Raw genomic sequence first — 21,558 nt, 5'->3', positions numbered from 1 at the left:
CCCGACGGATGGAGCCCCACCGCCAGTACCAGCAGCACGACCGACGTGGCGGCCGACGCCGTCGACGACGACGCGAGCACCCGCTTCTCCTCCGGCACCGCGCAGGCCCCCGGCCAGTACCTGCAGGTCGACCTCGGCAAGGTGCAGCGCCCGCAGCAGGTCGTCTTCGACACCGGCGCCTCCACCGGCGACTACCCGCGCGGATACACCGTCACCACCAGCACCGACGGCGAGCACTGGGCCCCCGTCGGATCGGCGGCCCAGGGCACCGGCCAGTTCACCGCGGTGGACCTGGACGGCCGGGCCACGCGCTATGTACGGCTCACCCTGACCGCCGCCAGCGGCAGCTGGTGGAGCGTCGCCGACGTGCGCGCCTACGCCGCCGCCCGCCGCTGACCCGGCGGCGCCGGCACGGTCGACCGTGGCCCGTGCCGGCTCCGGGCGCGGCGCGGCGGGAGCGGCCCGGCTGCCGGACAGGCCCTAGAGTCCTGACAGTGCTGTCTTGTCCGTGCCCGCCGGTTGTGACTGACTGGGAGCATCGGGCGACCGGCCGACATCGAGGCGCTCCGGGAGGACTCAGCCGATGGGACTGATCAGTGCGGTGGGGCTGGTGCTCCACCCCGAACGCACCTGCGCGTCGATCGTGGACACCGTGGTCCGGTGGAGCCGGGACCGGGACGCGAAGGTGCTGGGGCTGGCCGAGGAGGTGGCCCGGATCGGCTGCGAGGCGGTGCCGGTCCAGGCCGAGGAGATGAACGTCTCCGCCGACCTGGTGGTGAGCCTTGGCGGGGACGGCACCATGCTGCGGGCGATGCGGCTGGCGGTCGGCGGCCGGGCCCCCGTGCTCGGCGTCAATGTCGGTCGCCTGGGCTTCCTCGCCGAGATCGACATGCCCGACCTCCCCGCCGCGCTGGACGCCATCGACCAGCACAGCTTCACCGTGGAGCCCCGTTCGGGGGTCCAGGTCCGCTTCGGCACGGGCCTGGAGACCGCGCTCAACGACATCGTGCTGCTGCGCTCCCCCGGGCACCGGTCCGCCGCGGTCGCCGTCCGGGTCCAGGGCCAGCCGTTCGTGCAGTACAGCGCGGACGCGATCGTGGTGGCCACCCCTACCGGGTCGACTGCCTACAGCTTCTCCGCCGGCGGACCGATCGTCTCCCCCAACGCCGAGGGGCTGCTGGTCACCCCGGTGGCGCCGCACTCGGCGTTCAACCGGTCGCTGTTCCTCTCCAGCGGGGAGCGGCTCACCCTGGAGATCCTCCCCAGCAGCGGCGACCTGGCCATCGAGGCCGACGGCCGGCTGGTCGGCGAGGTCTTCCCGGGGGACGTCGTCGAGGTGACGATGCTGCCCGGCGCCGCGCGCATCGTGCGCCTCGGCCAGACCACCTTCTACCAGCGGGCCCAGCGGAAACTGCAGCTCTCCGGCTCGGCCGAGCCCACCTGAGGCGGGGCCGCCCGGCCGATCGGAGAATATTTCGCGCAGTTCGGTAGTGGAGCGTCCCGCTCGATCGTCAATCACCCGACGAGGATGTACGGACGCCTGGTCACCGTAGACAAACGCGATGGGAGTACCGCCATGAAGTACCTGATGCTGGTCTGCACCGACCCCGACTTCAAGCCCGGCCAGGACGAGGGCGCGCCGGACGTGGAGGACTGGGTCACCGAGATGGACGGCAAGGGGATCCGGTTGCTGGGCAACCGCACCCGGCCCGCCAGTGACGCCACCACCGTACGGGTCCGCAACCGCGAGGTGCTGCTGACCGACGGCCCCTACGCCGAGACCAAGGACCAGATCGCCGGCTTCGACGTGCTGGACTGCGCCGATCTGGACGAGGCCATCGAGGTCGCGTCCAAGCATCCGATGGCGTGGGCCGGGATGATCGAGCTCCGTCCGTTCTGGCCGGACGACGAGGACTGACGAGGACCGAAGAGGGCGCTCGTGGCAGAGCAGGTGGAGGACCGGATCGCCCGGATCTACACCGACGGCTGGAGCCGGATCGTGGCCACCATGATCCGGTTCACCGGCGGTGACTGGGACCTGGCCGAGGAGTGCGCGCAGGACGCGTTCGCCCGCGCGCTGGTCAAGTGGCCGGAGACCGGCCTGCCGGACCAGCCGCTGGCCTGGCTCACCACCACCGCGCGCAACCGCGCGATCGACCGGATCCGCCGGGCGTCGAAGGAGGCGGAGAAGCTGCGGGAGGCAGCCGCGATGCAACCCGAACCGCAGCCCTACGTCAGCGACCACGAGATCCCGGACGAGCGCCTGGAGCTCATGTTCACCTGCTGCCACCCCTCGCTGAACCTGGACGCCCAGGTGGCGCTGACCCTGCGGAGCCTGACCGGCATGGGTACCGCCGAGATCGCCCGGGCGTTCCTGGTGCCGGAGCGCACCATGGGCCAGCGCCTGTTCCGGGCCAAGCAGAAGATCAAGCACGCGGGCATCCCGTTCCGGGTGCCGCCGGGCCATCTGCTGCCCGAACGCCTGCCCGCCGTGCTGCATGTGCTCTACCTGCTGTTCAACGAGGGGTACGGGGACCCGCAGAACCCGCAGCGGGGCCGGCTGTGCCAGGAGGCGGTCCGGCTCGCCCGGGTGCTGGCGGCGCTGATGCCGGACGAGCCCGAGGCCCTGGGCATGCTCGCACTGATGCTGCTGCACGACGCCCGCAGGGCTGCCCGGACCGACGCCGCCGGCGACCTGGTCACCCTGGCCGAGCAGGACCGCTCCCGGTGGGACCGGGCGCAGATCGACGAAGGCAGCACGCTGGTCGAACGGGCGCTGCGGCGGCGCCGGGCCGGGCCGTTCCAGATCCAGGCGGCCATCGCCGCCTGTCATGCCACCGCGCCGTCGGCGGAGCGGACCGACTGGCCGCAGATCGTCGGGCTCTACGACCAACTCGCAAGCGTGGCACCGGGTCTGGTGGTGGATCTGAACCGCGCCGTGGCGGTCGGCATGGCCGAGGGACCGCAGGCCGCCCTGCCACTGGTCGAGGCACTCGCCGCGACCGGACGGCTGGACGGCTACTACCTGCTCCACGCGACCCGCGCCGACCTGCTGCGCCGCCTCGACCGCAGCGCCGAGGCCGATGCGAGCTACCGCACCGCGCTGGAACTCGCGCCCACCGAAGCCGAACGACGCTTCCTCCGCGGCCGCCTGCCCTGCTGCTGACGGTCGGTCACGGCGCGTCACATCCTGCAATACGCGCAGGCCGCGTTAGCCTGCAGAAGAACCGGGCAGAGGCGCTGGTGGGCCGCTCGCACCGGACAGCAACGAGGCTGCCGGGCCTGTGGCCCGCGCCGGGGGCGAGTCCCGGCCAACCACGCGCCAATCGGAGGTGCCTGATGACCCATCCATCGGATTCCGGGGCCTCCGGAGGCACAGCCGCGGTGCCGGGAGCCGGGCAGGGAGCCGGGCAGGGCATCCGCAGCCTGGTCCCGGCCCGGCTGGACCGGCTCGGTTGGTCCCCCTTCCACACCAGGCTGGTGATCGCCCTCGGCGTGGCCTGGGTGCTGGACGGCCTGGAGATCACCATCGCGTCCAATGTGACCAGCATCCTCACCCAGAAGAACACCCTGAACCTGTCCTCGGCCTCGGTCAGCTTCTCGGTCGGCACGGTCTACCTGCTCGGCGAGGTGGCCGGCGCGCTGTTCTTCGGCTGGCTGTCGGACAAGTGGGGCCGGCGCAACCTCTTCATGATCACCCTGGGCGTCTACCTGGTCGGCGGCGGACTCACCGCCTGCACCGCCGGGCACAGCCAGGGCTGGGTCATCTGGCTCAACGCCACCCGGTTCATCGCCGGCATGGGCATCGGCGGCGAGTACGCGGCCATCAACTCCGCCATCGACGAACTCATCCCGGCCCGCTACCGCGGACGGGTGGACATCGCCATCAACGGCACCTACTGGGGCGGCGCCCTGCTGGCGACCTTCATCACCCTGGGCGTGGTCAACAACCTGCCGGACAGCTATGCCTGGCGGGTGGCCTTCCTGAGCGGCCCGGTGCTGGGCTTCATCATCCTGTTCGTCCGAAAGAACCTTCCCGAGAGCCCCCGCTGGCTGGTGATGCACGGCCGCGTCGAGGAGGCGGAACAGGCGGTCGGTCAGATCGAGCGCGAAGTCGACGCCGGCGGGGGCACGATGGAGCCGGTGGACGAGTCCAAGGCCATCAGGGTCGCCGCCGCGGGCAACATCGGCTTCGTCACCCTGGCCCGGACCCTGTTCACCCGCTACCCCGGCCGCTCGGTACTGGGCGCGTCGCTGATGATCACCCAGTCGTTCCTCTACAACGCCATCTTCTTCACCTACACCCTGGTGCTCACCAAGATCTACGGCGTGGCCAGCGGCGACACCGCCTACTACTTCATGTTCTTCGCGCTGGGGAACCTGATCGGCCCACTGACCATCGGACGGCTCTTCGACACCGTCGGCCGCAAGAGGATGATCTCGGGGACCTACTTCGTCTCCGGGATCCTGCTCGCCGTCAGCGCCTTCCTGTTCAAGGCGGGGCTGCTCAACGCGGTCACCCAGACGGCGTGCTGGTGCGTCATCTTCTTCTTCGCCTCGGCGGGCGCCAGCGCCGCCTACCTCACCGTCAGCGAGATCTTCCCGGTGGAGGTCCGGGCCAAGGCCATCGCGGTCTTCTTCGTGATCGCCCAGTCCTTCGGCGCCTTCGGCCCCTGGCTCTACGGGCAGCTGATCGGGGACGGCAAGGACCACTTCAAGCTGTTCATCGGCTACCTGATCGGCGCAGCGGTGATGCTCGTCGGCGCGGTGGTCGAGGTCTTCCTCGGCGTCAACGCCGAGGGCAGGTCCCTGGAGGACATCTCCAGTCCGTTGTCCAGCCTGCCCGGTCCGGAGGGTCCCAGGGAGAAGGACACCGCCGGTTCGCGGTGAGCCGGACTTCCGCCTCGAAGACCGCAGGCCGGGCTCGGTCACGTTCTGGGCATAACGGGTGTTGTCGGAAGCTCTCCCATGGTCGAATACTGCTGCAGCCCGAACGGGCTGCGGGGGTTGATCTGCTGATGGTCCGTCAAAGAGGGGGAGGACATCCATGCCGCTGTTCGGCCGCAGGAACCGCAGCGAGGGGACCGGCGCACCAGGAGGGGCTTCGGCGGCGTGCTCCGAGCACGGCCCGTGCCGTGCGCTGGCCGCCATCCCGGCCAAGGAGCTCCCGTCACGGCTGGGGCTGCTGGTCTCGCAGACGGATGCGGGGCTGGGCTCCGATCCGATGGTCCAGCCGTTCGACGGCGAGCTGGTGACGCTCCTGTGCGTCAAGGGAAAGCGGGGCCGCGACGGCGCCGCCGAGGCCCTGGTCGTGCCCGAGCACCTGGTCGAGCGGTGGGGTGTCGACCGCGAGCAGCTCTGGGCCTGGGCGCACGAGGGACTCGGCCGCGAGCAGCTGAACCGCAAGGAGTTCAACGGGCAGAACGGCGACAAGCTCCATGTCGTCAACGGCACGGGCTGGCCGGGCGCGGCCCAGGCGCTGAGTGCCGAGACGGCCTTCGGCGTCCCGCTCCCCTACGGAGCGGTGGTGTCGCTGCCCAACAACAACGGGGTGTGCGGCATACCGATCCGCACCTCCGCGTCGCTCCAGGGCATCCCGTTCCTGATCGAACTGACCCGCCAACTCCGGTCGCCCAACGCCGAACTCTTCGGCAGCGACCTGTACTGGACCTTCGACGGCAAGGTGGAGAGCCTCAACGCCCGTCTGCGGGAGGGCAGCGACTTCCGGATGGTGGTCTCCGGCCGGTTCAAGGAGCTGCTGGACTCACTGCCGAAGCCCTGACCGGCCCTACCGATGCCCGAGACCATGCCCGACTCTGGCCGAATACATGGCCGAACCACTGATCGAGGGGCCGGGAGGGGCTGGGACCGCAGAATCCGGGTATCTGCGGGAACATGGCGGCCAAGCATTCCCCCGGTGTCCTGCGCAGGTTCGGCCTGGGCATGACGGCGGTCGGCGCGAGTGTGCTGGCGGGCACACTCGTCGCCGGCCTGGCACTCCCCGCGGTCGGAGCGATCGGCTTCGGGGCCAAGGCGGTGGTGACCGACTTCAACAGACTCCCGGCCGATGTGACCGAGCCGGTCCTCTCGCAGTCGTCGACCATCTACGACGCCAAGGGCGGGGTGATCGCCAAGGTCTACGCCCGGGACCGGATCGTGGTGCCGATCAGCCGGATCGCCCCGGTGATGCGTCAGGCCCTGGTCGACATCGAGGACAACCGCTTCTACCAGCACGGCGCGGTCGACCTCAAGGGGACTCTGCGGGCGCTCACCACCAACGCCTCCTCCGGCACCTCCCAGGGCGGGTCGACGCTGACCCAGCAGCTGGTGAAGAACATGAACGTCGAGCTGGCCGGGAACGATCCGGCCAAGGTGCGTGAGGCCCAGGCGCAGACCGTCGCACGCAAGGTCGCCGAGCTGAAGACCGCCATCAGGCTGGAGGAGACGCTCAGCAAGGACCAGATCCTCACGGACTACCTCAACATCGCCTTCTTCGGCGAGCAGGCCTACGGCGTCGAGGCCGCCGCGGAGCGCTACTTCAGCGTCTCCGCAGACCGGTTGACGGTTCCTCAGGCCGCCCTGCTGGCAGGCCTGGTGCAGTCGCCCAGCCGCTACGACCCGCTCATCGACCCCCAGGCCGCCCTGGTGCGCCGCAACCAGGTGCTGGACGCGATGGGGAAGTACGGCGCCATCACCCCGGCGCGGGCGGCTCGGGAGAAGGCACAGCCGCTGGGGCTGAAGGTGAGCCGTCCCAAGGAGGGCTGCATCACCGCCAGGAACGGCGAGCAGTTCTTCTGCGACTACGTCGAGCACGTGTTCCTCGGCGACCCGGCCTTCGGAAGCACCGGCGCCGAGCGTCTGGCGCTGTGGGAGCACGGCGGGCTGAGCATCCACACCACGCTCGACCCCGGTGCGCAGTGGGCCCTGCAGCAGTCGGTCACCTCGCACGTCCACGCTGACGAGAAGGCCGCCACGGCGATGACCATGGTCCAACCGGGCACCGGCAGGATCGTCGCGATGGGCCAGAGCCGCCCCTACGGCAACGGCACCAGCAGCGCCGTCACCACGCTGAACTACAACGTCGACCGCACCATGGGCGGAGGCGGCGGGTTCCCGACCGGGTCCACGGTCAAGCCGATCACCGCGGCGGCCGCGCTGGAGAACGGCATCGGCATGGACCAGAGCTACAACGCCCCCTACCAGGAGCCCTATCCGGCCATGCGGGACTGCCAGGGCAACCGGCTCCCGGAGTCCGACAATCCCCCGAACCAGAACGACTCCCCCTCCCTGGTGGGCCCGTTCACGATGCCGGAGGCGATGGCCAAGTCGGTCAACACCTACTTCGTGCCGCTGGAGAAGGACGCCGGGCTGTGCAACGTGGTGAAGATGATGGCCAAGCTCGGCATCACCACCCAGGCCACCTACTCCCCCGGCACCCAGACCCTCGCTCCGATCGCCCAGGTCCAGTCGCTCACCCTGGGCACCAACAGCCTGACGCCGCTGGAGATGGCCGACGTCTACGCCACCTTCGCCGCCCGCGGCGTCTACTGCTCGCCCACCGCGATCACCTCGGTCACCGACGTCGACCACAAGAGCCTGCCGGTGCCCTCGGCCAACTGCCACTCCGTGATGCAGCAGAGCACCGCCGACTCCATCACCAGCATGCTCAAGGGCGTGGTCGAGGACGGTACCGGCGCCCAGGACGGGTTCTCCGACGGCCGCCCCAGCGCCGGCAAGACCGGCACCACGGACTCCCACAAGCAGGTCTGGTTCGTCGGCTTCACCCCGCAGCTCTCCGGGGCCACCGTGGTCAGCGACACCGGCGCCAGGATCTCCAGCCTGGAGGACGGCCAGTCCATCGGCGGCGTCTCCTACGGGTCCGGCCAGGTCTTCGGCAGCACCATCGCCGGGCCGATCTGGCACGACGCCATGGGCGGCGCACTCAGCGGCGTCCCCTTCGGCAGTTTCCACACCGTGCCGCTGCCGGGGTCCTCACCCAAGCGGAACTGACAGGTCTGACGGACCTGGAGGGCTCGGCGGCCCCGGCCGGCGGCCGTAGCCCGGGCTCGGCTCAGCCGCGCTTGCGGGCGACGCCGCCGTGCATGTGCACATGCGCGTCGGAGGTGGCCTCGGCCTCGGCGTCCGGATGCCAGCGGTGCACCAGGCACACCCCGGGGTCCACCAGCTCCAGGTCGCCGAAGAGCAGCTCGACCTCGGCCCGATCGCGGATCCGCTCCGGAATGCCTCGGGCCTCGTAGGCGGCGATGCCGCGAGTGACCTCCTCGGGGGCGCTGTCGGCGGTCACCGTGGAGAGGGCCAGGAAGCTGCCCGGTGCCAGGTGCTTCATCAGTCCGTCGATGATGGCGTGCGCCTCGTCCTCGTCGGTGATGAACTGCAGCACCGCGATCAGGCTCAGGGCGACCGGCCGGTCCAGGTCCAGGGTGGCCCGCAGGTTCGGGGCGTTGAGGATGGCCTGCGGGTCGTGCAGGTCCGCGTCGATGTAGGTGGTGCGGCCCTCGGGCGTGCTGGTGAGCAGGGCGCGGGCGTGCACCAGCACCATGGGGTCGTTGTCGACGTAGGCGACCCGCGCCCCGGGGTCCACGGCCTGGGCCACTTCGTGCAGATTGGGCGAGGTGGGCAGCCCGGTGCCGATGTCCAGGAACTGGCGGATGCCCTGCTCCGCCGCGAGGTAGTGGGTCACCCGACGCATGAAGCTGCGGTTGGCCCGCATCGACTTCGGCAGGTTGGGCCAGACGCCGGTGATCTCGACCGAGGCGTCGCGGTCGGCCGCGAAGTTGTCCTTGCCGCCGAGCAGGAAGTCGTAGATCCGGGCGGGGTGCGCCACATCCGTGCGCAGCGCCACCGACGGCACCCGGTCGTCACCCGGCTTCATCCAGCCCAAGTCCTCAGCCACGACGCCACCCTACTCGCTCGAACGCAAGCCCAACGATCATGCACAGACTAGCCCCTGCCGCCCCTTCGTTTGACCCCGGCGACGGCCCCGGCAAGAGTGGAGCCGAGCGGAGCGTTCGGCCCCGACGAGACTGCCCGACGAGACTGAGGGAGAAGCCATGGCTGGGGACACGGAGAAGGCCGTTCTGGCCGGTGGTTGTTTCTGGGGCATGCAGGACCTGATCCGCAAGCTGCCCGGGGTGACCCGCACCCGGGTGGGGTACTCCGGCGGGGACACCCCCAACGCCACCTACCGCAACCACGGCTCGCACGCCGAGGCGATCGAGATCGAGTACGACCCCGCCAGGACCTCCTACCGCGACCTGCTGGAGTTCTTCTTCCAGATCCACGACCCCACCACGGTGGACCGGCAGGGCAACGACATCGGCGCCAGCTACCGCTCCGCGATCTTCTACGCGGACGCGGAGCAGTACCGCACCGCCCTGGACACCATCGCCGACGTGGAGGCCAGCGGCCTGTGGCCCGGCAAGGTCGTCACCGAGGTCGAGCCCGTCGGCGACTTCTGGGAGGCCGAGCCGGAGCACCAGGACTACCTGGAGCGCTACCCCGACGGCTACACCTGCCACTTCCCGCGCCCGGGCTGGAAGCTGCCGCGCCGGTAGCCGTCACGCCGCCGTACAGGCGTCGGCGGTGTCGATGAACGGACGGCCCGGCTCGACGGCTCGCCGCAGCACGCGTCCCGCCTCGGCCGGGTCCTCGGCGTCCCCCCGGACGCCGGGCCCGGTCAGCTGCACGGTGCCGTGGCCCAGCCGGGTGACCGGCAGCTCGCCGCCCAGCAGACGGCTCCCGGATGCGCTGCTCCCCGGCCCCGGCGGTAACGACAGAGACACGATGCCCCCAGGAACCTGCGGATGTCGTGTACGAGCCGCGGCCGGTTCAACTAGCTTGCTGCCCACTATTGTTGCGGCATCGGGGGATTCATGGGCGAGATTTCAGCCGTGACCGTGCTCGTACCGGAGGGCTCCGCCACCGCGGAGATCATGCTCGCGGGGCGCGTCGACCGCAGCGCCGACGCGCTGCTCGACGAGGCCCTGGAGTCGCTGCTCATCGACCCCCAGGTGCGCCGGATCGAGGTCGACGTCGCCCTGGTCGACTCCTGCGACTACGGCGGCCTCACCGTGTTCATCCGGGCCCAGCACCTGGCGGCCGACTTCGGGGTGCCGCTGCGGCTGGTCCAGGCGGGCCCGCTGCTGCTCCGGGTACTGAACGCCACCGGGCTGTCGCGGCTGCTGACGGCGGCTTAGCCGTCTGTTGCACAATACGGAGCGTGAAAACACCAGATGAGGCCGCTTCCGCCGAGGAGAACGGCGGCCGCGCCGTCCGCCCGGTCCGTTGGCACGGAGCCATCCGCACCCGCAAGGCCCTCGTGACCACCACCATGGCCCTGGCCGGGCTGGGGGTGTCCACGTACTACGGGGGCGTGCTGGGCGACGCGTCCTCGCACCACTCGCTGGCCAACCGCACCGCGGCCGCGGTCAGCGCCCTGGTCTTCCTGGTCTTCGCGCTGATCGCGGTCCGCGGCGCCACCCAGGACCTGGTGGCGCTGGTGCCCCAGCGGTTCGGCGACACCCGGGTGACCACCCTGCGGATGCTGTGCCTGCTGAGCGGCTACGCACTGGTCGTCCTGGGCGCGCTCAGCCTGCTGCACGTCCCGTGGAGCAGGCTGATCCTGGGCGGCGCGCTGACCGGTGTGATCGTGGGCATCGCCGCGCAGCCGGTGCTGGGCAACATCTTCGCCGGGCTGGTACTGCTGACCGCCCGCCCGTTCCATGTCGGCCAGGACGTGACCATCCAGTCCGGCGCCCTCGGCGGCCGGATCCAGGGCCACGTCACCGACATGACCCTGCTCTTCGTCCAGCTCCGTACCGAGGACGGCGCCGTCCTACTGCCCAACAACGCGGTCCTGAGCGCCGCGATCTCCCCCGCCCCGGTGCCCCTGCAGAAGCCGGAGCCCTAAGGCGTGTCGGCGCGGCGCAGGGCGATGAGAGCGATGTCGTCCTGGGGCGGGCCGTCCCGATGGGACTCCAGGTCCGTCCAGAGCGCGTCCAGGAAGGAGCCCGGCGTCCGGGCGCCCCACTGGGCCGCGCGCTCCGCCAGCGGGTAGAAGCGGCCGTCCCCGTCCCGGGACTCGATCAGCCCGTCGGTGTAGAGCAGCAGCAGGTCCTCGGGTCCGAAGGGAAAGGTGGTGATCTCGTACGGGGCGCTGGCCAGGGCGCCGAGACCGAGGGGCGGGGCCGTCCGGTCCAGCAGCTGGACCGGGTGCCGGCGGCCGAGCAGCAGCGGCGGGGGGTGGCCGCAGTTGACCAGGTGGACGACCTGGTCGTGGTCCGGGATGTCGAGCACGAGCGCGGTGATGAACCGCTCCCCCACGTCGCCCTCGGCCTCGGTGAACTGCCCCAGCCCCCAGCAGACGCTTCCTTCGAGGTAGGAGACCAGCTCCAGCAGCGGCGACTCCCGGTGCGCGGCCGCGCGGAACGCGCCCAGCAGCATCGCGGTGGCGTCCAGGGTGGACAGCCCCTTGCCGCGGACGTCGCCGATCAGCAGCCGGGTGCTGCCGGCCGTGCGGGCCAGCGCGAACAGGTCGCCGCCGATGCCGGTGTCCGCCTCGGCGGCGCGGTAGCGCGAGGCGATCCGCAGCGGTCCTGAGACCTCCGGGATCGGCGGCAGCAGGACCCTCTGGGTGGCCTCGGAGACGAAGCGGGCCCGGGACAGCTCGCCGAGGCGGAGTTCCCGCAGCCGGCAGAAGACCACCAGCAGCGCCGAGAGGGCGATCATGGAGCCGATCTGCACCATCAGGTTCTCGGTCCCCACCACTCCGCGGGCCAGCCCCACCCAGACCAGGGTGAGCACCGCCAGCAGTCCGATGAACCCGGTCAGCCGCGGACCCGCGAAGGATGCCGTGAACGCCGGGGCAACCACCAGCAGCGGGCCCAGATGGATGTCGGACGGGGACAGCACGTCCGCGACGGCGATCACCGCCATCACCGCCAGCGCGACGGCCACCAGGCCCGCCCGCGGCCGCCGTGAGCGCCACCCGGTCAACCCCTCCGGCGCATCCATCCTCCTTGCATACCCCTGATGCGGCCGCGCCGCATGCCGGGACGCCGCCGTGCCGTGGCAGGCGGCCCGGTACCCGACGGCTCAGTAGCGGGCGATGCCGGCGTAGATGCCGAGGCGCGCGGCGTCCTCGGGCAGCGGGCCGTCCGGACGCCAGTACGGCGCCAGCACCAGGCCCGGCTCCAGCAGCTCGCCGCCGCCGAAGAACCGCTGCACCTCCTGCTGCGGGCGCAGGTGCAGATGGGCCGCGGCCCGGTCGTAGGACTGCTCGGCGCGCTGGGCCAGCTCCTGCGGCAGGGTGTCGCCGGTGCCATGGGTCAGAATCAGGTGGCTGCCGGTCGGCAGGGCCTCCAGCAGGCGCTTGACGATGCCCTGCGGGTCCTGGTCGTCGCCGATGAAGTGCAGCACCGCGACCAGCATCAACGCGATCGGGCGGCTGAAGTCCAGCAGGTCGCGCACCCCGGGTGCGGCCAGGATCGCCTCGGGGTCGCGCAGGTCGGCCTGGGTCACCGTGGTCGCGCCGTGGCCGGAGCCGCTCATCAGCGCCCTGGCGTGGGTGAGCACGATCGGGTCGTTGTCCACGTAGGCGACCCGGGCCGAGGGGTCGGCCTGCTGGGCCACCTGGTGCGTGTTGCCGGCCGCCGGGATGCCGGTGCCTATGTCCAGGAACTGGCTGACGCCCAGCGCCGAGACGGTGCGCACGGCCCGGCCCAGGAAGGCCCGGTTGGCCCGGGCCGCGTTCACCACGTCCGGGGTCAACGCCGCCAGCTGCTCGGCGACGGCACGGTCGGAGGCGAAGTTGTCCTTGCCGCCCAGCCACACGTCGTAGACCCGGGCGGGATGGGCGACCTCCGGATGCAGGTCCGCCGACGGCGGCCGCTCGCCGGTCCCCTGCATCCAGGTCCTGTCCTCCGTCACGAGCCCCTCCAGCCGCCGTACCCGCCCACCCCTGACGCGGGCCGACGATACCGTACCCGGACCTCGGATCCGACGCCGCACCGACGCGGCGTCAGATCCGAGGTCCGGGTGAGGGAATCAGTCGAGGGCGGTGTCGCGGGCGGTCTTCTCCCAGGCCGTCACCTCGGCGCGGACGGCGTCGAGGTGACCCAGGACCGCATCGACCCCGTCGTTGCCCAGGGGCAGGTGCAGCGGGGTGTTCTCGGCCGCCAGGGCGGCCAGGATCGCGGCGGCCGCCTTGGCCGGGTCACCGGGCTGGGTGCCGTCGCCGGCCGCCGCCATGGCCCGGGTCGCGCCGACGGTGCCGGAGTAGTCGTCGATCTCGGCGCTGGCGCTGCGACTGCCCATCAGACCGGTGCGGAACGCACCCGGCTCCACCACCAGCACCTTGATTCCCAGCGGGGCGACCTCGTCCAGGAGCGCCTCGGAGAACCCCTCCAGGGCGAACTTGGTGGCGCTGTAGGCGGAGAAGCCGGCGAAGGACATCTGCCCGCCCATACTGCTGAACTGCACGATCGCCCCGGAGCGACGGCTGCGCATGGACGGCAGCACCGCCCGCACCAGCGCCGCCGGGCCGAAGAAGTGCACCTCGAACAGCGAGCGCAGCTCGGCGTCGGTGGTCTCCTCCGCCGCCCCGATATGGGTCCGGCCCGCATTGTTGACCAGGACGTCGATCCTGCCGTGACGTTCCGTCACATCAGCGACCACGGCGTCGACGCCGGCCGGGTCGGTGACGTCCAGCCGCACCGCCTCGACCTGGTCGGGGTGGGCCGCCACCAGCTCCGCCAGAGCCTCGGGCCGCCGGGCGGTGGCGACCACGACGTCGCCCGCCGCCACCGCGGCCTCGGTGAGCGCCAGGCCGAAGCCGCTGTTGGCGCCGGTGATCAGCCATACCCTGCTCATTGCCACTCCTCATGGTCCGTGTCCCGCTGTTGGAACCAAGCCTGCTGGGCGGCGCCTCGCGCGTCCAAGACCTTCCGTGATAACCATGGGCTATGGACGTGCATGGGCGGGACCTTCGCTACTTCGCCGCGGTGGCACAGGAGTTGCACTTCACCCGGGCGGCCGAGCTGCTGTTCGTCTCGCAGCCGGCACTGAGCAAGCAGATCCGGATGCTGGAACGCGCCCTGGGCGCGCCGCTCTTCGATCGGGACCACCGCGAGGTGCGGCTCACCGCCGTCGGGACCGCGCTGCTGCCGCACGCCCGGCGGATGCTGGAGCAGTGGACGGAGGCCGAGCGGGCGGTCGCGGCGGCCAAGGCGGCGGCGCGGACCAGGCTGGTGATCGGGATGAGCACCGGCCCGGGCCGCAACGGGATGCTGCCGGCGATCCGGTCCCGTTTCACCGCGGACCACCCGGACGCGCAGCTGGTCCTGCGCCAGGTCGACTGGACCGACCCCAGCGCCGGGCTGGCCGACGGCTCCAGCGATGTCGCCTTCGTCTGGCTGCCGCAGCCCGAGCCGGAGCGGCTGGGCTGGGTGGTGGTGGCCCAGGAGCCGCGGCTGGTGGCCCTGCCGGAGAGCCATCCGCTGGCGGGACGGGAGTCCGTCGACTTCGCCGAGCTGCTGGACCAGCCCTTCCTGGCGCTGCCGCCCACCGCCGGGGTGCTGCGGGACCACTGGCTGGCCACCGACGAGCGCGGCGGCCGGGAGCCGCTGGTCGGCGCGGAGATCAGCGGGGTCGACGAGACCTACGAAGCGCTGGTGGGCGGGCAGGGCGTCTGCCTGCTCGGCGCGGGCAACGCACCGCTGCTGACCCGGGGCGGTGTGGTCACCCTCCCGGTCCGCGGTCTGTCGCCGTCCCGCTTCGCGCTGGCCTGGCGGGCCGGCGACACCCGGCCGATGGTGCACGCCTACGCGAAGGCCGCACAGGCCGCGCACCCCTGCCGGTAGGCGGGGATGCGCGGCCAGGTGATGCTGCGGTGCGCTCAGGGGGCGAGTTCGCCGATCCTGGTGAACGAGCCGTCCTGGTCGGCGGTGACCACCACCCGTACCTGTGTGGTCGTCACCTGCGCGGGGAACGGGATCCAGCGGTACACCGCGGTGTTGCCGGACACCGGCACCTGGGTCACCCACTGCGAGCCGTCCCAGGTCTGGACGGTGAAGTCGGTCGGCACGCCGTCCGGGTTGGAGGCGAAGCCCACCCCGGCCAGCGGCACCGCGGAGGGCGCCGTGACCGTCAGGGTGTCCGGGAACTGGCCCTGAGTGTCATCGTTCCAGAAGGTGGACAGGTTCCCGTCGATCGCGTTGGACGCCAGATAGGTGCGGGTCACGCCGTTGACCACGTTGGGTGCGTGCTCGCTCGACGCGCTCGCTGTGGTCCCGGCCGGCCAGTGCCCGAAGACCTGCACCTGCGCGGCCGCGGTGGCGACGGAGCCGTCGGGGGCCCGTACCTTCAGCGTCACCGGGTACACCCCGCTCGGCGTGCCGTCCGGCACCGTGATCCGGACGGTGCTGCGGGTCTCGGTGGCGGCCGGGGTGAGCGGGACCGCCGCGGGGGTCGCGGTGGCCGTCCAGCCGGCGGGCACCGAGGCGCCCACGGTGGCCGAACCGTTGCCGGTGGACCGCGCCTCGACCACCGCGGTGATGTCGCCGCTGCCGCCCGCGGTGATCGGGGCCGGCTGGGCCGCGGTCACCGACACGCTGGTGAAGGCGGTCCTGGGCGGCGTCACGGTGAAGGTGTAGTCGCCCGAGCCCGCAGTGAGGGTGAGCATCTGGTCGTCCGCCGTGCCGACGGCGAGGCCGGGGTCGGCCTGCTCGCGGTGGCCGGCCGCGTACAGGGTACGCCCGCCCTCCCTGACCGTGGACTGCGCTCCGCCGAGCAGCGGCAGCCGGATGGTCGCGGTGCTGCCGACCGGGACGACCGCGTGGTACGTCAGTGTGGACCCGTTGCGCTGCCAGGAGCTGACGACCGTTCCGCGCACCGTCTGCTGCTGGGCCGAGGCCGAGGTCAGCGCGCCGACCACGCTGGGGGCGAGGGTGAGGCTGCTGTACCCGGACCCGGTGCTGCCGGGCTGGATGCCGGCCAGCTGCTGGTAGAACCACTGGCCGATGGATCCGCCGAGGCCGATGTGGTCCTTGGAAGAGGTCCCGTCCGGCGCGGAGGAGTCGATCCACTTCTCCCAGATCGTGCCGGGGCCGTTGCCGAGCATGTAGCCGAAACTGGGGTAGTCGGTGCGCTCTGCGACGGCCAGGGCGACGTCGTTGCGGCCGTACGCGCCGAGGGCCTGGAACACCAGGGTGGTACCGACGAAGCCGGTGGTCAGGTGGTCGTCGCGGGCGGCGATGTCCTGCACCAGGCGGTCGACGGTGGTCCGCACCCGGGCGGCCGGCACGATGCCCAGCACCAGCGGCATCGCGTAGGACAGCTGGGTGCCGGTGCCGTAGACGCCGGTGGCGGTGTCCAGGTAGCGCTTGGTGAACCCGGCCGCGATCTGGGTGGCCAGCGCGGTGTACTTGGTCGCGTCGGCCCGGTTGCCGACCACGTTCGCCATCTTGGCGAGCAGCTGGGCGTCCAGGTAGTAGAAGCCGGTCTGGAAGTAGTCGTGCGGGGTGCTGACGGTGGCGACCCAGTCGTCGCCCCAGGAGGTGGGCGCGTTGACCACGATGTGGTCGGCGTCGCTGATCGTGCCCAGGTAGTCCACCCATGCCTTGACGTGCTGGTAGTTGGCGGTGATGGGCTGCTTGCTGCCGTACTGGGTGTAGCTGTCCCAGATGATCTGCGGGTAGGCGGTGCCCCAGGCCGGGTCGGTGGCCCAGCCGGTGCTGCCGTTGGTCGGCGCCACCGAGGGGATGCTGCCGTCCGGGTTGAGGCTGGTGACCACGTCGCCCAGCCACTTGTCGTAGAACGACTGCATGTCGTAGTTGGCCATAGCCTCCACGTCCGAGTCGGCGGCGTCGCCGAGCCAGCCGTGCTTCTCCCGGGTGGGGCAGTCCAGCGGGATCGACTGCAGGTCGTTGAGCTGGGTCTGCGCGACGGCGCCCTGGATCGAGTTCAGCAGTGCGTCCGAGGAGCTGAAGCTGCCGGTGGTGGCGACCGCGGTGTGCTCCTCCTGCGCGGTGACGGTGACCGTCGCGCCGTCCGGCAGGCCGGTGAGTTCGGCGTAGCGGAAGCCGGAGTAGTTGAAGTGCGGGGCGTAGCTCTGGGTTCCGGATCCGTCGAAGGTGTAGTGGTCGGTCTGGCGCGGCGGGTCACCGGCGGAGAAGCTGATGTTGGAGGTGGTCACCTCGCCCGCGGAGTCGAGGATCTCCCCTTTCTTGATGTCCACGGTGGTCCCGGCGGGCTGGTTCGCGGTGACGGTCACCCAGCCGGTGATGTTCTGGCCGAAGTCGTACATCCGCTTCCCGGCGGCGGGCCGGGTCTCCTTCACCGGCGTGAGGGTCGTGACGACGGTGGTCGGCGGGGTGGTGTCGTCCTGTATCGCGGCGACAGCGGAGTAGCCGGTGGCGGGGTGGGCGCCGTAGACGCCGAGCTCGGCCAGCCGGAAGGTGCAGCTGGTGCCGATGCAGCGCAGCACAGTGGCGGTGACCCGGACGTAGCGGCCGGTGGCGTCGGTGTCCAGGACCACCGGGGCGGTGCCGGGCGAGGGCTGGTCGGCTCCGGTGCGGTCGGCGACCGTGGTCGCGGTGGCGAAGGTCGGGTCGTCGCTGACCTGGACCAGGTAGCGGACCGGGAAGCCGGCGGCGGGGAAGTCGCCGGCCGGGTCGTTGGTCGGCCTGGCCGGGTACAGGGCGACCTGATGGATGCTCTGGTCGCTGCCGAGGTCCGTCTGCACCCACTTGGTGCTGTCGGCGGTCGACTCGATGGCCGAGTGGTAACCCTCGGAGGCGTCGGTCGAGCCGTCGACGCCGTCGGTGAGCGCGGCGGGCGACCAGCCGCAGCAGCTGGTGGTGTCCAGCGAGGTGACCGGCTTGCCCTGGGCCAGGCTCACCTGGTGGGAGGCCGGTGCGACCGCGTGCACGGCGGCCCAGGAGCTGTCGTCCAGTCCGGCGGTGTCCCACCCTGCGACGGCCTTGCGCGCGTCGTAGGTCTCGCCGTAGTAGAAGTCGTCGCCGGTGACCGGCCCCGCCGTGGTCCGCCAGGTCGGATCGGTGCCGAACGTGGCGGTGGAGCCGTCGGTGTAGGTCACGTCCAGCTGTGCGACGAAGGTCGGCTGCCCGCCGAACTGGCCCTTGCCGGCCATGAATGCCAGTGCGTTGCTGCCCTGGCGCAGCTGGGAGGTGACGTCGAGGTCGCGGTAGAGGACCCGGGACCGGTAGTCGGTCACCGAGGAGTCGAGGACCTCGGTCGGATCGACCCGCGCGCCGTTCAGATGCGGCTCGACCAGCCCCTGGGCCGCGAAGTAGAGCCGGGCCCGGGCCACCGGCTTGGTGACGGTGAAGTCGCCGCGCACCAGGGCGCCGTCGCCGACCTGCAGCCACCAGGCTGACCAGTCCGCGGGGTTGAGCAGTCCGGTGTCGAAGGAGGCGGACGCGGACCAGGGCGAGGCCTCGCCCTGGCGGTTCCAGGTCCGCACCGACCAGGTGTAGGTCTTGTTGCTGACCAGTGCGGGACCGGGGTACCCCACGTCGGTCGAGTTCTGCGAGGCCACCCGGCCGGAGTCCCAGGTGTGCCCCTGGCCGGTACCGAGCCGGATCTCGTAGCCGGTCTGGCCCTCGGCCCGGGCCGAGTCGTTCAGGGTCCACGAGAGCGTGGGCCGCGCCTCGCCGGCCGGCAGGCCAGGGTTCTGGCCGTCGACCTTCAGACCGGTGGGGGCCAGCGCGCTGCCGGAGGCGCCGGGCGGTTGCTGCGGTGCGGCGGCGGCGAGCGCGGGCGCCGCGGTGGGTGCGGCCAGCAGGGCCGCGAGGACCGCGATGAACGCGACCCGGCGCGGGGGCCGGCCCCTTCTCGTTCCGAACCAGGTCACGGGGGTTGTTCTCCTTCTCGTCGGGGGTCGGCCGGTGGCTGCGGGCTATGCGCCCGTGCGGGTGACCGTGACGGTGTGGGTGCCTGGCTGCACCCCGGACAGGGTGAGGTAGCCGTTCTGCAGGGTGGCGCCCGATCGGGTGGCGCTGCTCCCGTTCCAGACGGTGTGTCCGTCCAGGCGGACCACGGCCGTGCCGGTGACCGGGACGGACACCTCCCCCGAGGTTCCGTGGGGGGCGGTGACGGTCAGTGAGAACTGCTGGGCTCCGCTGCCCCGGGTCCAGCTGACCGTCAGCGGTCCGTGCGGGGTGGGGAGTTGGCCGCGGGCCCAGGTGACCGTGCCGGGGTGGGGCTGGACCGTCCAGGTGCTGAAGCCGGGTCCGGTGGGGGTGGCCCCCAGCAGGTCGTTGGTGAGGGCCGGGACGACGCCGGTGGACCAGCCATGGGCGGCGGAGGTGTAGGCGCCCTCGTACAGCGACCCGCCGGCGCCGATGCCCTCCCAGTCGGTGATGCCGGGGCCGTGGTCGGTCATCCAGCCGTAGAGGCGCTTGATCTCGTCGATCGCGGAGTCGGCCTGTCCGCTCAGGAAGCGGGCCTGGATGTCGGGGTAGGAGGTGAAGGCGTAGACGCGCTGGGCGCCGTCGGAGACCAGGGTGTCGTTGTCCATGAAGGAGTTGCCGTAGGGCAGTGCGGTCTTCTGGGCCAGGTAGTCCAGCGCGGAGGTCGCCTGCGCCTGGCTGGCGACCCCGGCGACGACGGCGAGCCCGTTGCCGTCCTGGGCGTGCCGGGCCGGTCCGGTGGCGGAGTCGAGGTAGGCGCCGGTGCTGCTGTCCCACAGGTGTGCGTTGATCGCCGTGGCGACGGTGCCCGCCCGCTGCTGCCAGCGGTCGGCGTCGGCGGTGCGGCCCAGCGAGCGGGCCAGGGCCGCGGCGTCCTTGAGGGCCTGGACGTACAGGGTGTTGTAGTAGGTGACCTCGCCGGCGCGGGGCAGGAAGGCGTAGTCGCCGTAGCCGCCGGTTCCGTTGAGGCCCTTGGAGAGCAGGCCGTCGGCGTCGGTGACGCTGGGGTACCAGCTGTCCAGGACCTTGAGCAGGTTGGGGTAGTAGCTCTTGGCGTATGCGGTGTCGCCGCTGTAGAGCACGTAGTCCCAACTGCTGGTGACCCACCACATCGGATAGTCGAACAGCGGCAGGGTGTAGTTGTTGATGGACGCCGGGGGGATCCAGCCGTCGGAGCGCTGGTGGTCCGCCAGGTCCGCGAGGACGTTGCGGGCCGCGACCGCGGTGTCGTGGGTGAGGTAGGTGGTGCGACCGGAGACCGCGATGTCGCCGACGTAGGGGTCGCGGTCGCGTTTGGCGCCGTCCTGCAGGACCAGCTTGCCGTCCAGGCTCGGGCTGTCGGCGCCGCGCGGGTCGACGTCGGTGGAGCGGAAGGTGTCGGTGACCAGTTCGTTGGTGTAGGAGGCGTTGTACCAGTACTGGTTGAGCTGCTGGTCGGAGGACTCGAACCAGCCGGTGTAGCTGGCCGGGGTGCCCAGGTACGGGGTGAAGTCCAGGGAGACGCCGTTGATCTTCACGGCGCCCTGGGCCTGGGTGTAGGGCGCGTCGGCCGGCAGCGCGTCCAGGCTGATCTTCAGGTAGCGGAAGCCGTGCAGGCCGTCCGAGCACACCTTGGTCCCGCTCAGGCAGGTCTTGCTGTCGGTCCAGACGCCTCCCTGCGGGGGCACGGCGTACTGGTCGGTGCCGGGGCCGCCGCCGACGTCGGAGCGGGTGAAGTCGGAGCGGTCGCTGAGGTACTGCAGGGTCTCCGAGAAGGCGAGGCGGACCCCGGGACTGTTCCCGGAGGCCCCGGCGAAACTGATCCTGGGGTAGCCGACCACCACCTTGCCGAAGTCCAGGGTGATGCTTGGCGCCGGCGGATCGGCGGCGACCGGTCCGGGCCAGACCTCGTTGATCCGGGTGTACTCGCCCTTGGCACTGGCCTGGTCCTTGGTCACGGTGATGCGCACCTGCGTGGTGCTCACCGGTGCGCTGAAGGAGACGGCCCGCTGCACGTCGGTGTTGCCGGTGACGGTGGCCCGGGTGGTCCAGACGGTCCCGTCCCAGGTCTGCACGGTGAAGTCCTGCGGGACGCCGTCGCTGTTGGACAGCACGGTGATGCCGGGCAGCTCCACCGCGGTCGGGCTGGTGATCTGCAGCCAGGCCGGATAGGTGGCGGCGGAGGCGTCGTTCCAGAAGGTGTCGGTGCTTCCGTCGACGGCGTTCCCGGGGACGTAGGTCCGCGGGAGGCCGTCGTTGCCGTTGTTGCCGTCGTGGAAGGAGGAGGCGGTGGCGGTGGTGCCGGTGGGCCAGGCCGGCTTGGCGGCCGGTGCGGCCCGGGTGAGGGTCGCGGTCCCCTTGCCGAGGGCACCCTTCGGCTCGGTCACGCTGCCGGTGGTGGCGACGACCGCGACCGGCTGCACGGAGCGGCCTGCGGGCGCCTGGACGTACTGCTGCCAGTCGGGCGCGGATCCGCGGCTCAGGGCGGCCGGGGCGGGGTGGGCCGAGGCCGGATGGGACACGGAGAGCGTGGCGGTGAGGGCCGCGACGACGACTGCGGCCTGGACGGTCCGCGCACGGCGGGCGGGCAGGAGTGGGCTGGGCATGGCGGGCTCCTGTGGTGCTGTTG

The 21,558-nt window shown here is 71.5% G+C and carries 18 protein-coding genes; 11 read left to right on the top strand and 7 right to left on the bottom strand.

Features of this window, described 5'->3' with window-relative positions; genetic code table 11:
• The 7 genes from TR46_RS24710 to TR46_RS24680 all read left to right on the top strand — a co-directional run.
• A partial coding sequence (locus TR46_RS24710) for a discoidin domain-containing protein (RefSeq protein ID WP_042405062.1) occupies positions 1–396 on the top strand: 396 nt, incomplete at its 5' end.
• A 187-nt stretch (positions 397–583) separates the two neighbouring features.
• Positions 584–1,444 carry an NAD(+)/NADH kinase gene (locus TR46_RS24705; protein WP_152626659.1) on the top strand — a complete coding sequence of 287 codons (861 nt, stop codon included), beginning with the start codon at positions 584–586 and terminating at the stop codon, positions 1,442–1,444.
• 132 nt (positions 1,445–1,576) lie between these two features.
• Complete coding sequence (locus tag TR46_RS24700) at positions 1,577–1,918, top strand: YciI family protein (RefSeq protein ID WP_042405055.1); 342 nt, start codon at positions 1,577–1,579, stop codon at positions 1,916–1,918.
• A 21-nt stretch (positions 1,919–1,939) separates the two neighbouring features.
• Positions 1,940–3,166 carry an RNA polymerase sigma factor gene (locus TR46_RS24695; protein WP_042405053.1) on the top strand — a complete coding sequence of 409 codons (1,227 nt, stop codon included), beginning with the start codon at positions 1,940–1,942 and terminating at the stop codon, positions 3,164–3,166.
• Between the two features lie 173 nt (positions 3,167–3,339).
• Complete coding sequence (locus TR46_RS24690) at positions 3,340–4,890, top strand: MFS transporter (RefSeq protein WP_084718893.1); 1,551 nt, start codon at positions 3,340–3,342, stop codon at positions 4,888–4,890.
• A 157-nt stretch (positions 4,891–5,047) separates the two neighbouring features.
• Entirely contained in the window at positions 5,048–5,782 is a 735-nt protein-coding gene (locus TR46_RS24685; RefSeq protein ID WP_042405044.1) for a hypothetical protein, read from the top strand.
• A 113-nt stretch (positions 5,783–5,895) separates the two neighbouring features.
• Entirely contained in the window at positions 5,896–8,010 is a 2,115-nt protein-coding gene (locus tag TR46_RS24680; protein ID WP_052433073.1) for a transglycosylase domain-containing protein, read from the top strand.
• A 61-nt stretch (positions 8,011–8,071) separates the two neighbouring features.
• On the opposite strand, the gene TR46_RS24675 is transcribed toward TR46_RS24680, so the two are convergent.
• Positions 8,072–8,893 carry an SAM-dependent methyltransferase gene (locus TR46_RS24675; protein WP_042405043.1) on the bottom strand — a complete coding sequence of 274 codons (822 nt, stop codon included), beginning with the start codon at positions 8,891–8,893 and terminating at the stop codon, positions 8,072–8,074.
• 178 nt (positions 8,894–9,071) lie between these two features.
• On the opposite strand from TR46_RS24675, the gene msrA reads away from it, so the two are divergent.
• Positions 9,072–9,575 carry a peptide-methionine (S)-S-oxide reductase MsrA gene (gene msrA / locus TR46_RS24670; protein WP_042405041.1) on the top strand — a complete coding sequence of 168 codons (504 nt, stop codon included), beginning with the start codon at positions 9,072–9,074 and terminating at the stop codon, positions 9,573–9,575.
• Positions 9,576–9,578: 3 nt separating this feature from the next.
• Here the strand turns inward: msrA and TR46_RS24665 are convergent, their stop codons facing one another.
• Positions 9,579–9,803, bottom strand: a complete 225-nt coding sequence (locus TR46_RS24665; RefSeq protein WP_042405038.1) for a hypothetical protein — start codon at positions 9,801–9,803, stop codon at positions 9,579–9,581.
• A 108-nt stretch (positions 9,804–9,911) separates the two neighbouring features.
• Here TR46_RS24665 and TR46_RS24660 point away from each other — a divergent pair, with 108 nt between their 5' ends.
• Together TR46_RS24660 and TR46_RS24655 are read left to right on the top strand one after the other, a co-directional pair.
• Entirely contained in the window at positions 9,912–10,217 is a 306-nt protein-coding gene (locus TR46_RS24660; protein WP_161790190.1) for an STAS domain-containing protein, read from the top strand.
• A 23-nt stretch (positions 10,218–10,240) separates the two neighbouring features.
• The gene (locus TR46_RS24655; protein ID WP_052433072.1) at positions 10,241–10,930 is read left to right on the top strand and encodes a mechanosensitive ion channel domain-containing protein; all 690 of its coding nucleotides are present in this window, start codon (positions 10,241–10,243) and stop codon (positions 10,928–10,930) included.
• Here TR46_RS24655 and TR46_RS24650 read toward each other — a convergent pair.
• From TR46_RS24650 to TR46_RS24640, 3 genes are all read right to left on the bottom strand, one after another.
• A complete protein-coding gene (locus TR46_RS24650; RefSeq protein WP_042405035.1) occupies positions 10,927–12,033 on the bottom strand; it encodes a PP2C family protein-serine/threonine phosphatase in 1,107 nt (368 codons plus the stop codon). The two genes, TR46_RS24655 and TR46_RS24650, sit on opposite strands and share 4 nt — an antisense overlap.
• A gap of 81 nt (positions 12,034–12,114) precedes the next feature.
• Positions 12,115–12,948 carry an SAM-dependent methyltransferase gene (locus TR46_RS24645; RefSeq protein ID WP_369406008.1) on the bottom strand — a complete coding sequence of 278 codons (834 nt, stop codon included), beginning with the start codon at positions 12,946–12,948 and terminating at the stop codon, positions 12,115–12,117.
• 117 nt (positions 12,949–13,065) lie between these two features.
• Complete coding sequence (locus TR46_RS24640; RefSeq protein WP_042405034.1) at positions 13,066–13,890, bottom strand: oxidoreductase; 825 nt, start codon at positions 13,888–13,890, stop codon at positions 13,066–13,068.
• A gap of 92 nt (positions 13,891–13,982) precedes the next feature.
• Between TR46_RS24640 and TR46_RS24635 the strand changes: the two genes are divergently transcribed.
• Positions 13,983–14,879, top strand: a complete 897-nt coding sequence (locus TR46_RS24635; protein WP_042405032.1) for a LysR family transcriptional regulator — start codon at positions 13,983–13,985, stop codon at positions 14,877–14,879.
• A gap of 35 nt (positions 14,880–14,914) precedes the next feature.
• Here TR46_RS24635 and TR46_RS24630 read toward each other — a convergent pair whose 3' ends face one another.
• Positions 14,915–18,892: a family 78 glycoside hydrolase catalytic domain gene (locus TR46_RS24630; RefSeq protein ID WP_042405030.1), complete on the bottom strand. Its 3,978-nt coding sequence runs from the start codon at positions 18,890–18,892 to the stop codon at positions 14,915–14,917.
• A 45-nt stretch (positions 18,893–18,937) separates the two neighbouring features.
• Positions 18,938–21,535, bottom strand: a complete 2,598-nt coding sequence (locus tag TR46_RS24625) for an alpha-L-rhamnosidase-related protein (RefSeq protein ID WP_042405028.1) — start codon at positions 21,533–21,535, stop codon at positions 18,938–18,940.
• Positions 21,536–21,558: the final 23 nt, after the last annotated feature.

Origin of the sequence: Streptacidiphilus carbonis (assembly GCF_000787775.1) — a bacterium.
Classification (GTDB): Bacteria; Actinomycetota; Actinomycetes; order Streptomycetales; family Streptomycetaceae; genus Streptacidiphilus; species Streptacidiphilus carbonis.
Note: the sequence above shows the minus strand (reverse complement) of the source record. Positions and strands in the feature narration are given on the sequence as shown.